12 protein-coding genes are annotated in these 11,495 nt (G+C 67.8%); 1 reads left to right on the forward strand and 11 read right to left on the reverse strand.

The features are described 5' to 3' along the window. Positions 1 to 31: 31 nt before the first annotated feature. Positions 32 to 940 carry a fructosamine kinase family protein gene (locus D573_RS0101400; protein WP_018937398.1) on the reverse strand — a complete coding sequence of 303 codons (909 nt, stop codon included), beginning with the start codon at positions 938 to 940 and terminating at the stop codon, positions 32 to 34. A 68-nt stretch (positions 941 to 1,008) separates the two neighbouring features. Between D573_RS0101400 and D573_RS0101405 the strand changes: the two genes are divergently transcribed. Next, positions 1,009 to 1,392 carry a group III truncated hemoglobin gene (locus D573_RS0101405; protein ID WP_018937399.1) on the forward strand — a complete coding sequence of 128 codons (384 nt, stop codon included), beginning with the start codon at positions 1,009 to 1,011 and terminating at the stop codon, positions 1,390 to 1,392. Positions 1,393 to 1,705: 313 nt separating this feature from the next. Here D573_RS0101405 and D573_RS0101415 read toward each other — a convergent pair whose 3' ends face one another. The 10 genes from D573_RS0101415 to D573_RS0101460 form a co-directional block, all read right to left on the reverse strand. Further along, positions 1,706 to 3,763 (reverse strand): transglycosylase SLT domain-containing protein, encoded by a 2,058-nt coding sequence (locus D573_RS0101415; protein ID WP_018937401.1) that lies wholly within the window; start codon positions 3,761 to 3,763, stop codon positions 1,706 to 1,708. A gap of 121 nt (positions 3,764 to 3,884) precedes the next feature. Beyond that, positions 3,885 to 4,427, reverse strand: a complete 543-nt coding sequence (locus D573_RS0101420) for a pseudouridine synthase (protein ID WP_018937402.1) — start codon at positions 4,425 to 4,427, stop codon at positions 3,885 to 3,887. 10 nt (positions 4,428 to 4,437) lie between these two features. Beyond that, positions 4,438 to 5,097, reverse strand: coding sequence for a DUF1007 family protein (locus D573_RS0101425; protein WP_018175984.1), 660 nt, complete (start codon positions 5,095 to 5,097; stop codon positions 4,438 to 4,440). Further along, positions 5,094 to 6,050: a 5'-3' exonuclease H3TH domain-containing protein gene (locus tag D573_RS0101430; protein ID WP_196800916.1), complete on the reverse strand. Its 957-nt coding sequence runs from the start codon at positions 6,048 to 6,050 to the stop codon at positions 5,094 to 5,096. Before D573_RS0101430 ends, D573_RS0101425 begins: the two co-directional genes overlap by 4 nt. After that, positions 6,034 to 6,957 carry a malate dehydrogenase gene (gene mdh, locus D573_RS0101435; RefSeq protein WP_018937404.1) on the reverse strand — a complete coding sequence of 308 codons (924 nt, stop codon included), beginning with the start codon at positions 6,955 to 6,957 and terminating at the stop codon, positions 6,034 to 6,036. The genes D573_RS0101430 and mdh overlap by 17 nt, the downstream gene beginning before the upstream one ends. 26 nt (positions 6,958 to 6,983) lie before the next feature. Next, positions 6,984 to 8,204, reverse strand: coding sequence for a malic enzyme-like NAD(P)-binding protein (locus D573_RS0101440; protein WP_018168921.1), 1,221 nt, complete (start codon positions 8,202 to 8,204; stop codon positions 6,984 to 6,986). A gap of 81 nt (positions 8,205 to 8,285) precedes the next feature. Next, positions 8,286 to 9,152: a M48 family metallopeptidase gene (locus D573_RS0101445; RefSeq protein WP_018937405.1), complete on the reverse strand. Its 867-nt coding sequence runs from the start codon at positions 9,150 to 9,152 to the stop codon at positions 8,286 to 8,288. Then, a complete protein-coding gene (locus tag D573_RS0101450; RefSeq protein WP_018937406.1) occupies positions 9,152 to 10,015 on the reverse strand; it encodes a thermonuclease family protein in 864 nt (287 codons plus the stop codon). Before D573_RS0101450 ends, D573_RS0101445 begins: the two co-directional genes overlap by 1 nt. 16 nt (positions 10,016 to 10,031) lie before the next feature. Beyond that, positions 10,032 to 10,235, reverse strand: a complete 204-nt coding sequence (gene rpmE / locus D573_RS0101455) for a 50S ribosomal protein L31 (protein ID WP_018937407.1) — start codon at positions 10,233 to 10,235, stop codon at positions 10,032 to 10,034. A 370-nt stretch (positions 10,236 to 10,605) separates the two neighbouring features. Further along, complete coding sequence (locus tag D573_RS0101460) at positions 10,606 to 11,487, reverse strand: NAD(P)-dependent oxidoreductase (protein WP_081618715.1); 882 nt, start codon at positions 11,485 to 11,487, stop codon at positions 10,606 to 10,608. Between the last annotated feature and the right edge of the window lie 8 nt (positions 11,488 to 11,495).

Raw genomic sequence — 11,495 nt, forward strand, 5'->3', positions numbered from 1 at the left:
GCCCGGTCAAGAGCGGTTGGTGGTGGGGCAATCAGCGCAGTTCGGCCAGCAGCTGGCGGATCATGCGCTCGGCCTGGGCGCCGTAGCCGCCGCCGAACAGGTGGTCGTGGTTGAGGATGTGGTAGAGGTTGTAGAGTGTGCGCCGCACGCCATAGCCGGGGTCGATGGGCAGGATCTCCTCGTAGGCGGCGACGAAGTCCTGGCCCGGGTGACCGAACAGTTCCATCATCGCCAGATCCGCCTCGCGGTCGCCGTAGTACACCGCCGGATCGAAGATCGTCACGCTGCCATCCGCCAGGAACCCCCAGTTGCCGCTCCACAGGTCGCCGTGCAGCAGGGAGGGTACCGGCTGATAGTCGCTAAAGAAGCCGCCCAGCGAGGACTCCAGCTCCTCCAGCGCCCCGAGTAGCGATCCCGCCGCCCCACGCTCCCGCGCCAGCCGACGCTGGAAGCCCAGACGTTCATCACGGTAGAACGCCGCCCAGTCGTCGTGCTCGGTATTCGGTTGCGGCGTACTACCAATGAAATTGTCGTGATCCAGCCCGAAGCGCGGACGGGTCTTCTGGTGCATGTCGGCAATCCCGTGCCCCAGAGCCACGCCGTCGCGGGGGCCGCCCAGCGCCAGGTTCTCCAGCACCAGAAAGTGCGTGCCGCCCGCCGATCCGGTGCCGACGACAGCGGGGATTTTCAGGCGTTCGCAGCGCGCGAGTTCTTCCAGGCCGCGCGCCTCGACCGCGAACATCGCAGCGCCGTCGCCCCCACTCAGCTTGACGAAGAACGCCCGCCCGTCGCTTCCGGTGAAACGCTGCGCCTGATTGATGGAGCCCCCGGAACAGGCCTGGCTTCCTGTTGGCTCGAAGGGCGTTCCGGTATGGTCGGCAATACACTGGGCCACCGCAGCCGTCACGGCATCGGGGCCCGTTGAATCGAATTGGTTCATCCTTGGCATCCGGGTTCCATGTCAGTGTGCAGGTTACCGGCTGTCGCAGGATCCGTCAGGAGACCCCCATGGCCTTTCGCAAGCTCGAACCTCTGTGCGACAAGATCGGCGCCGAGCGCATCCGTACGGTGATCGACGACTTTTACCGCCGCCTGTCGGCCGACCCCCAGATCGGCCATCACTTCGAGCGCATTCAGGATTTTCCGGATCACGTGAAGCGCATCGCCGATTTCTGGTACATGAACCTGGGCGGGCGCCTGGAACAGCCGCCGACCATCGACATGGTCGGCAAGCACGCACCGCTGAATCTGACCGAGGCCGACCTGGCCGTCTGGATGCGCCACTTCAAGGCCACCACCGAGGAGCACCTGGAGCCACCACTGGCGGCCGAATGGCAGCAATTGGCCGACGGCATCGCCAGTCGCATGCGCGAGGACATCATCCGCGGCTGACCCGCCTTTGTTTGCACCACGAAGCACACGAAGGCACGAAGAAGGGCCAGGTTCAGGGGAAGCCGGGAGCATTGTGGCGTGGCGACGGGCGAGCCCCGTGCCTGGAGCCTTTGCGATCGCCGTTGGCGATGCCCTGCGGCGAGGGCCCGTGGCGGATGTCCGTCACCAAATCGGCTCCTGACAGGCCGTCGCGCCAGGGGTCGGCAGAGGCCTCGGCCCTCCGGGCGATCGGCCGCCTGCCGCTCTTCAAGCCTTCCGGTTGCAAACCGCCCTTGGCCTTCTTCGTGGCTTTGTGCGCTTCGCGGTCGGCGGACTAGCAGGCGTTTTCGGTGTAGCCCGGGGCGTCGCAGAAGGCGCGGCTGAGGGTGATGCCCGCCTCGCCAGGCAGGGTGGCCAGGTGGCGTTCGCGGCTCGCGGCGAGGCCATCCTGCGGCGTGACCGGATACAGCAGGGTGGCCAGCGACGGCGGCTCCTGCCCCAGGCGGACCGCGTACAGGATGCGGTAGGCAAACACACGGCGGATGTAGTCGCGGGTCTCGGAGAACGGGATCAGTTCGGCCCAGATATCCGGATCCATCGCGCGGTCCTCCGGCAGCCAGGAACTCACACGGTGGGCGCCGGCATTGTAGGCCGCGGAGGACAGCATGCTGTGGCCTCCGAAACGATCGAGATTGCGCCGCAGGTAGTAGGTGCCAAGCCGGGCATTGGTCGCCGGGTCGAGGATGTCCCAGTCGGAGTTCACGCGCACACCCGCCGCCGAGGCGATCGACCGACCCGTCGCGGGCATGACCTGCATGATACCCAGCGCCCCGGCACCGGAACGGACGTCGTAGAGGAAGGCACTCTCCTGGCGTGCGATCGCCATGGCCCAGGCCGGGTCGATACCCTGTTCACGGGCGCCGGCCACGATCAGGTCATCAAAGGCGAGCGGGAAGCGCAGCTCGATGTCGTCCCAGTTGCGGGCGCGCGCCGCGGTGAAGATCGCGCGGTCGTGCCAGCCCCAGTCGGCGAAGGTGCGCGCCGCCGCCTCCAGCTCTGCAGTATCCATGTCGGCCACGGCGTGCGTCCATTCGCGGCGGGCCTCGGCGTTACGGTCCAGGCGGACCAGTTCGCGCATGCGCTGCATGCCGGCGTGCGTGCGCATGGCGGCACGCTGCCCGTCTTCCAGCACCAGGGGCTGATGCCCGATGCGATAGGGCTGCCCCAGGCGGTCGGCCGCCAGGAAGCCGTAGAAGTTGCGTTCGCGGGCCGCGCGCTCGTAGAAGCCGCGTGCGGCCTCCAACGACTCGATCTGTTCCAGGGCACGGGCATACCAGTACTGCCACGCCGCCTCGTCGCGCACGTCGCGATCCATGGCGCGGATCGCGTCCATCACCACCTCCCAGTCGCGCTCGTACAATGCCGCGCGCACCTGCCACTGGCGCAACTGGGTGTCGAACACCTCGGGCTCCAGGGCCGCCATGAAGTCCAGCGCCTCGGGGCGATAGCGCAGCGCGAGGCGCAGGGCCAGGGCATGCTGCACGCGCCCGGCCGATTCGGAAGACAGTCCGAGATCACGCCCGTCCTTCTCCCAGCCTTCCAGGGCGGCATCCAGGTCCTGGCGGATCCAGCGGGTGAAGGCCCGCTCCATCAGCGCCTCGGCCGAGCGGTGAGCACCGGCGTCGAAGTCGGCCTCCACAACCCGTGCGGGCTGGCTGGCCAGATCCAGCCAGCGCTCCGCCCACGGGCGGTCATCGCGGTCAAGGTAGCGGCGCAAGTAACGAGCCAGACCCGTCTGTCCCGCCTCGACGGCCAGCACGAATCGATCCCAGGCGAGTTCACCGGTCAGCCCACCGGCATCGCGCCAGGCCTTCAGGGCCGGGTCGCAGGCCGAAGGGCGCGACTGCCCGTGCAGCCAGATGGACTCCACGTCCTCCAGGGCCGCATTGCGTTCTCCCGTCTCCAACAGCGCCTGGCGGCGATTGCAGTCCTGCTCGACGGACAGCGAACGGTCCGAATCGAGGAATTCGAGATACGCCCCCCACTGCTCTTCGCGCGCGAGATGCGTCAGATAGCTCCCGTGCAGCCGGGCTGCCAGCGGGGTGTCGTCATGCTCGCGTACAAAGCGGCGCACGGCATCCGGGTCGGCGCGATTGAGATTGCGCGCCAGATCGCGGTAATCCAGGTAAGGGGTCAGTGGGTAGCCGGTCAGGGTGCTGCGCGCGGCGCGGTAGGCCGTCATGTCGCCGCGGTTCAGGGCGCGCTCGGCGAGCAGGTACAGGCTGCGCTCGAAGACATAAAGGTCTTCTTCGCCAGCGGCCGCCGGCAGCGCCGCGGCCAGGACCAGCAACAGGCCGGCCAGCCCGGCGATTACGTTCCTGGATTGGAGCATGTCCCGCCCTCGTATCAATGGTTTCCTATCATCGGCCTGCACCGGGGCGCTTGCAATGAGGATCCTCCGGTTTCGCGCGACGCGGGCGGCAGTTCCGGGATTCCGGGGTTTCAAGAGCCCCTTAACCCGTCTGCAGGGTGCGAAACTCGCCCCGTGCGAGGCCATCAAGGGTCCAGGAGGCGACCCGGTAGCGCACCAGGCGCAAGGTCGGGTGACCCACCGCCGCGGTCATTCGGCGAACCTGGCGGTTGCGCCCCTCGCACAGGGTGAGCGCCAGCCAGCGGGTCGGGATATGGCGCCGAAAACGCACGGGTGGGTCGCGCTCCGGGATGTCCGGCGGGTCCATGCGCTCCACCTGCGCCGGGCGGGTCAGGCCATCCTTCAACTCGACACCCTCGCGCAGGGCATGCAACGCGGCATCGTCGGGTTCGCCCTCGACTTGAACCCAGTAGGTCTTGCTGGTCTTGTGCTGTGGCTGGGTCAGACGCGCGTTCAGACGCCCATCGTCGGTCAGGACCAGCAGGCCCTCGCTGTCACGGTCCAGACGACCGGCCGGATAGACACCGGGGATCGCGATGTAGTCGGCCAGTGTCGGACGACCCTCGGGGTCGGTGAACTGGGGCAGGACACCCCAGGGCTTGTGGAACAATATGACCCGGGCCATAACCAGTGCCTCAGTCGCAGCGCAGGGTGACGCGTTCGGCAAAGTGCCGGCCGAGGTCGTAATCCACGCTGGCGCCATAGTCCAGCGCCAGCGCGCGCGCCACCAGCGCCGGATCCGGGCGCGGCCGTTCGAGCCGGGCCTGACAGGTCGCATCCACCAGTCCGGACGCATCAAGAATCTCCGTGCCATGCGGGTCCTGATGCAGGATCTCGATGAAATACGTCGGGTCGTAGACCCGGTAGGCCAGCGGCTCGTCGGTCGGATCGACCGGTTGCTCCAGCTCCAGCCGGAAGCGGAAGTGCAGCAGCCCCGCGTCCATGGCCATCCGGGGATCGGCGGCGGCCGCGATCCCGAGCGCCTCTCCAGCCACCTCCAGGTGGCTGTACCAGCGGTACTCGTCCAGATTGTCGAGGATCTCGGTGGCAAGCCCCTGCAGGCGCGCCTCCGGCGTATCGCCGGACTGATGCTCCTGGGCATCGTCGTACAGGTACTGCCCGTAGGTCGGGTCGAAGCGCCAGTGATGGAGCATATGGGTGATCTGCCCCTCGCCGTCGCGCTCGAAGCTGATCCGCAGGTCGATCCAGGCATGCGGGTGCGCCTGTACGCCGGCCGGCAGAAGCACGAGCGCGGCCAGCACCACGCCGCCCAGGATGTGCAGGCGGCGCATCATGCCGTCTGCCTCGTATCCGTCAGGCGCCAGGCGCCGGCGGCGGCCAGGAGCGGGGCGTGGTAGGCGGGGGCAACACCTAGGTCGCGCAGCCAGGCGGACGCGTCCGGATCGGGGCCCGTCGGATGCAATTCTCCGGGCGCTGGCAGGTCCGGGATACGGTCGGCGAGGCCGGTCAGCCGGCGCGAGCGGCGCAGCCGGTCGGCCTGCCCGGCGATGGCCGCGGCTACGGCGGGCGCGCGACGGATGTTGCAACGGGTGACGGCCGGCGGGTCGGCCAGGACCGTGTCGAGGTCGCGCAACCGGCGCAGGATACGTGCGGCCGTCTTCGGTCCGACCCCGTCGATTCCGGGAATGTTGTCGCTGGCATCCCCGGCCAGGGCCAGCATGTCCGCGACTTGCTCGGGGCGGATGCGAAAGCGCTTTTCGATGGCGCGACGATCCATGTCGACCCCGCGCTCCGGGTCGTGCAGGCGATCCTGCCCGCCCAGGATGACCTGGGTCAGATCCTTGTCGGCACTCTTCACGTCGATGCGATAGCCGGCCACGCGCCCGGCGCGGGCCAGGCTGGCGATCAGGTCGTCGGCCTCGTACTCCGCGTCGGCCAGAGTCGCAAACCCCAGCCGGCCCAGCAGTTCGCGGATGCGCGCGAACTGCTCGCGCAGCTCCGGCGGGGCCGGCGGGCGATGGGCCTTGTAGGCAGGGTCAATGCGGTGACGAAAACCCCGGCGCAGGCCGGTGTCGAAACAAAAGGCCACCGGACCCGGCGCGCAGGCCGGCAACCACTGGCAGAGCGAGTGCACCAGACCGTGCAGCGCGCCGCCCGGCCGGCCCTGCGGATCCGGGTCCAGGCCACGCGCGAACCAGGCGCGAAAGACGAAGATGCTGCTGTCGACCAGGGTCAGGGTCGGCAACCGCGCATCCGGCACTGAGCCGGCGTCAGGCGAGGCGTTCAAGGTCCTTCCGTACCCCGGCGATGGACTGGTCGAAGGCGGCGCGCTCCTCGGCATTCAGTTCCAGCTCGATGGCACGCTCCATCCCGCCCTGGCCGAGGATGCAGGGCACACCCATGGCCACGTCGCGTTCGCCGTATTCGCCGTCCAGCAGGGCCACGGTCGGCAGCACCCGCCGCCGATCCAGCGCGATCGCCTCGACCATCTCGGCGATGGCCGCCGCCGGGGCGCCGTAGGCGCTGGAGGTCTGCTTCAGGGCCAGGATCTCGGCACCGCCGTGCCGGGTTCGCTCGACGATGTTGTCCAGCGTGGCCTGATCCATGAAGTGATCCAGCGGCACACCGTTGATGGACGAATAGCGCAGCATCGGGACCATGGCATCGCCATGGCCGCCCAGCACCAGCGCCTGGATGTCGTGGGTGGACAGACCGGTCTCCAGCGCGATGAAGGCCGCCATGCGCGAGGTATCCAGCACCCCGGCCTGGCCGAAGATACGGTCGCGGCTCCAGCCGGTCGTCTGCCAGGCGCGGTAGGTCAGCACATCCACCGGGTTGGAGACCACCAGGATCCGGCTCTGCGGGGCATGAACCAGGATGTCCTGCAGGATCACGTCGAGGATTTCGACGTTCTTGTCCAGCACGTCGGAGCGCGACATGCCTGGCTTGCGCGGCAACCCGGCAGTGATGATCACCAGCTCCGCTCCAGCGATCACCGACGCCTCGTGGCTACCGGTCAGTCGGGTATCGAAACGCAGCAGTGGCGCGGTCTCCTGGATATCCAGGGCGGCACCGGCCGCCGCGCCCTCGCGCACGTCCAGCAGCGCGATCTCGCGGGCGATGTCGCGGCGGGCCAGAAACTGGGCGGTGGATTCGCCGACGCGTCCGGCGCCGACAATGGCGATCTTCTGCATGCGCTGCTCCTCCTACAGGACTGGGGTTACAGGCGGGCGACCCCGCTGTCGCGGGCGGCCTGACTGATCGCCTGCGGCACGGTGTCGATCAGACGCGGATCGAACGGGGTCGGCAGGATGTAGTTCGGGCCGAATTCGAGCGTCTCCAGCCCGTAGGCATCCAGCACCACCTGCGGCACCGGCTCGCGGGCCAGTCCGGCCAGGGCGTGCACCGCGGCCACCAGCATCTCGTCATTGATCGTCCGGGCGCGCACATCCAGCGCGCCGCGGAAGATGAACGGGAAGCCGAGCACGTTGTTCACCTGGTTCGGGTAGTCCGAGCGCCCGGTGGCCATGATCAGGTCGTCGCGGGTTGCGTGCGCCAGCTCCGGACGGATCTCCGGGTCCGGGTTGGACAGGGCGAAGACAATCGGCTTCGGCGCCATGGACCGCAGCATCTCCGCGGTCAGCAGGTCCGGGCCGGACAGCCCAATGAACACGTCGGCACCGGCACAGGCATCGGCCAGGCTGCGCGCGTCGGTGTCCACCGCGAAGATCTGCTTGTATTCGTTCAGGTCATCGCGCTGGCTGTGGATCACACCCTTGCGATCCACCATGAACAGATTCTTCTTCGCCGCGCCCAGGCGGACCAGCAGCTGCATGGACGCGATCCCCGCAGCCCCTGCGCCGACACAGACGATCTTCGCCTCGCTCAGCTTCTTGCCCTGGATCTCCAGCGCATTGACCAGGCCGGCCGCGGTGATGATCGCGGTGCCGTGCTGATCGTCGTGAAAGACCGGGATATCCAGGCGTTCGGACAGGCGGCGCTCGATCTCGAAGCAGTGCGGCGCAGCAATATCTTCCAGATTGATGCCACCAAAGCCGCCGGCAATGCGCGCGACCGTGTTGATGAAGTCCTCCGGCTGCGCGGCGTCCACCTCGATATCGAACACGTCGATATTGGCGAAGGCCTTGAACAGTACGCCCTTGCCCTCCATCACCGGTTTGGACGCGAGCGCACCCACGTTACCCAGCCCCAGCACCGCGGTGCCATCGGTAATCACTGCGACCAGGTTGCCCTTGCCGGTGTAGCGATAGGCCAGCTCCGGGTCCTCGGCAATCGCCCGCACCGGCGCGGCGACGCCCGGCGAGTAGGCCAGCGACAGATCATCCTGGGTGGCGGTGGGTTTGGTGATGTGGATCGCCAGCTTCCCGGCCGGCTGCTGCTCGTGGTATTCCAGCGCGCGCTGGTTGAAATCCTTGGACATGGTGTAGCGAGGCCTTTTGTCGGACGGTTGCTTCAGAAACAGGTGCAGGCCCGGTGCGGTAGGCCCGCACCGGAAACAAAATCAGTTGACTGGGTGGGTAGGGACAGACCCGCGCCGGGCCTCGTCATACAAAGGGCGGTACTGGTCGGCCAGACGGGTGAGTTCGCGCTGGCGCGAAGCCGGTGCCGGGTGAGTGCTCAGGAATTCCGGCTGACCGCCATTGGCCTGGGCAGCCATCTTGCGCCACAGGCTGGCTGCGGCATCCGGGTTGTACCCGGCACGCGCCGCCAGCTCGATACCGATGCGGTCGGCCTCGGATTCCATGCCCCGGCTGTGCGGGAGCTGCACGGCAAGCACGGCCCCCAGTGCCGCCCCGGTCAGGGCCACCTGCGAACGGTCGCCGGAGAGGGCGTAACCCGTCAGGGCCAGATTGCTGGCCAGCGCGACCGACATCTTTTCCGCCGTATGCGCCGACAGCGCGTGGGCAATCTCGTGCCCGATGATCTGCGCGAGCTCGTCATCGGTCAGCTCCAGCTGTTCGATGATGCCCGAGTAAATCGCCATCTTGCCGCCCGCCATGGCGAAGGCGTTGACGGTATCCGGCGCCTCGATCACCGCGATCTCCCAGTCCCAGTCCGCGGTCTCGGGACGGTATTTGACCGCCTGCGAAACCACCTTTTCGGTGATGCCCTGCACCCGCGCGGTCATCGCAGGATCGGCATTGATGCGACCCTCCTCGCGCGCCGGAGCCAGCATCTCGACGTAGGCGCTGCGCGACGCATCGATCGCCTGATTCTCGGAAACCAGCATCAGCTGCGAGCGTCCGGTCACCGGATTGGTGGTACAACCGGGGATCACCACGGCCAGGCCGGCGGCGACCAGAACCGTCAGGAACAGAGAGGCCAGACGACCGCGAGCGGTCCGCCAGGACTTGGAAAGAGCACGCATTATTCCGGTACCTCTAGATCGAGCGGATGGCGTATGCGCATCCGGAGTCGGTCTCTCCAAGGATACACCTGACCGCGCACAATCACCGCCTCGCCGTTCAAGGTATCGGGCTGGAGATCGGGCCAGTGATCGCGGTCACGCCCGCGAATCAGGACGTCCAGCGGCCCGTTCAGCTCCAGCACCCAGTGACGCGACGTCTCGCGCACGGCCACCACCTCGCCCTGCACCCGCAGCCGGCCCTGGCGCAGGGCACCGGAACGCGGGTCCAGCATCCGGACCGGCAGGGCGGCCGGGCGCTCCAACCACAGACCCCGCTCCCCTGCCCGTGCTTCGGCCTCGGCCACGTAGAAGCAGGCATCCAGGCCGGCCGGCTGCGGCCCGGGGCGCGGCATCGCTTCGCCGGCGGCAATCAATTCGGCCGCCAGCAACGGCCCGCCGGGCAGCCAGGCATGCATGCGCAGGCGCCCTTCGGCGTCCCGGGCGGGACGGCCCGGGCGCAGGATCAGCCGCTGATCGACCGCGTCCAGCCGGGCGGCCAGTGCCTCGCGCAGCCCCTCGTGAAGATGCAGGGGTCGCATCGGGCCGGCCCTCTCCGGCAGCGGCGCGGCCGGGGCCAGACCAATCACCTGAACGGTCCGCCCATCGGTCAACCGCAGACTATCGAAGCCCTGGACGCGCTCCACCTCGACCTCCTGAAGCCCACGCGGATCCTGATCCGCCAGCCGGCACTCGGCCCGGGCCGCAGTGGCCAGCAGCACCAGGGCCAAGCCCACAACGCAGACGAGGGCGCCCCGCAGGACGCCCTCGTCGGGTCGGACAACGCCCGCCGCAGCAGTCACGTGTCCGTTCGCGTTGCGCGCCATCCGGCGCGCCGCAGCCTCAGAATGCGAAGCGGCGGTTGAACTTGTCGACCTGGCCGGCGGTATCAACGATCTTCTGCTTGCCGGTGTAGAACGGATGGCATTGCGAGCACACGTCCAGGTGCATCTCCTCGCCGGAGAGCGTGGAGCGGGTCTCGAACTGCGTACCGCAGCTGCAGATAACCTTGACGTTTTGGTAGTTCGGATGGATGTCGGCTTTCATGGTCGGCTCACGCAGGTTCTGGCGAAAAGTCCGATAGCATAGCGGTGCTACCCGCCCGAGCGCAAGACCAGGTTGCGACAGCAAGTGCAGAGCGCGTTTCAACTCCGGGTGACAACTGCCTGAATGACTGGGTGGTTTTACCCGTCCGGACAACCTGTGGATAACTTTGTGGACGAATTGTCGCGCCCGGAACGGAATCCACCGGAAACGTCAAGGCGGCGGCGCCGGATCCCGGCAGAGATATCACGCAAGCACCTGGTTTTTAAGCCATTTAATACCGACCCATCAGTCCGGTGTGTTGCCACGGGCCACCCCCTTGAGCCTCGAGCACCATCGCCAGGCGCTGTGCATAAGGGCCGCCGTATCTTCCTCATTGCCCCGCGTTTTCCGGGGCAATCGTGGTGTAGATGGCCGAATAATCCGCATCGGCCAGGCCCTGCTCGCGCGCCCGATCCAGCAGATCCGCCAGCAGCGGCAGCCACGGCCCCACCAGGTGGGCATCCTCCACCGCGCGTTCGGTCAGGCGCACATCCTTCAGCAAGTGCTTGACCGGAAAGTTGGCGGTACCGAAGTCACCGGAGACCATCTTGCCAAGCTTCTTGTCGAAGGTCGGGGCATACAGGGCACTGTCGCGCAGGATCTCCATGAAGGTATCCACCTCCACCCCCTCGCGCCGCACCAGCCCCAGGCTCAAGGAAAACGCCGCGGTGAGACTCGCGATCAGCTGGTTGAAGGCCAGCTTCAGCGCCGCCCCCTGCCCGACCGAACCGACATGCCGGGGTGTCTCGCCCAGAGCCGCCAGTACCGGCTGGGCCCGGGCAAAGTCGGCCTCGCGGTCGGCGCCCGCCATGATCAGCAGACGGCCATCCCGGGCCTCGGGGATGGAACCCAGCACCGGCGCCTCCAGGTAGCAGGCGCCGGCGCCCCGCACCCGTTCCGCCAGGGCCCGGCTCTCGGCCGGCAGGATGGTCGCCATCTGGATCACGCAGCGACCATCCAGCGCACCCGCCGGCAGGGCATCCAGCACGGCATGGATGGCCGCGGCATCACTGAGCATTAGCACCAGCACGTCCGCCTCCGCGACAGCCGCGGCGGGCGAACTGTGAACGGTGACCCCCTCGGCCGCCAGATCGCTCGCTCGCGCGACCGTGCGGTTGTAGGCCACCACGGGAAATCCGGCCTGCAAAAGACGCAGGCCCATGGGTTGCCCCATGAGCCCGCATCCCAGCAGCGCCACTCGGGACGCAGCCATCGTTACCC

It is taken from the genome of Thioalkalivibrio sp. AKL9, assembly GCF_000377825.1.
Classification (GTDB): Bacteria; Pseudomonadota; Gammaproteobacteria; order Ectothiorhodospirales; family Ectothiorhodospiraceae; genus Thioalkalivibrio; species Thioalkalivibrio versutus.